General features: G+C 55.1%; 1 protein-coding gene and 1 pseudogene. Both read left to right on the top strand.

Features of this window, described 5'->3' with window-relative positions:
* The coding region (locus FDX19_RS25225) for a hypothetical protein (RefSeq protein WP_212734730.1) at positions 1–210 on the top strand (210 nt) is incomplete at its 5' end.
* A 72-nt stretch (positions 211–282) separates the two neighbouring features.
* Positions 283–434 (top strand): annotated as a pseudogene (locus FDX19_RS25000) (class I SAM-dependent methyltransferase); the annotation flags it as partial.

Genomic DNA, 434 nt, shown 5'->3' on the forward strand with positions numbered 1-434 from the left:
CTGGAGCACTGGCGCGACAGGGTTCTTACTCTGTTGCAGACTTCACAAATGCTGACGCCTGTTGGCGGCTATGGCGACCTTACTGGCTGGCAGCTTTCTCTCGATATTCCCCGGCTCACCGGGCTTATCAGCGAAGCCATCATCATGAGGGAACTCTCCATCACGCCCCGTCCCGACGATTTTTATTTCCGCTCTCTTCACGCAGCATAACCGCAGCGCCAGAACGTACCTGTTTTTCAGGTGCGTTCCGGCATCTTATTCATTGATTAAGGAATACTGATTATGGCCCTGATGTTTCCACGCCTGGCGCGTAACTTTGTTCGCAACGGATACTTTCCCACTGACGAAAGCTCACTGGAGCGTATTCTCTCGGCACTTGCTCCCGATGAGGCTTCCGGCACTATCCGGCTCCTTGACCCGTGCGCGGGAGAGGG

The organism is Citrobacter sp. wls619 (genome assembly GCF_005281345.1).
GTDB lineage: Bacteria > Pseudomonadota > Gammaproteobacteria > Enterobacterales > Enterobacteriaceae > Citrobacter.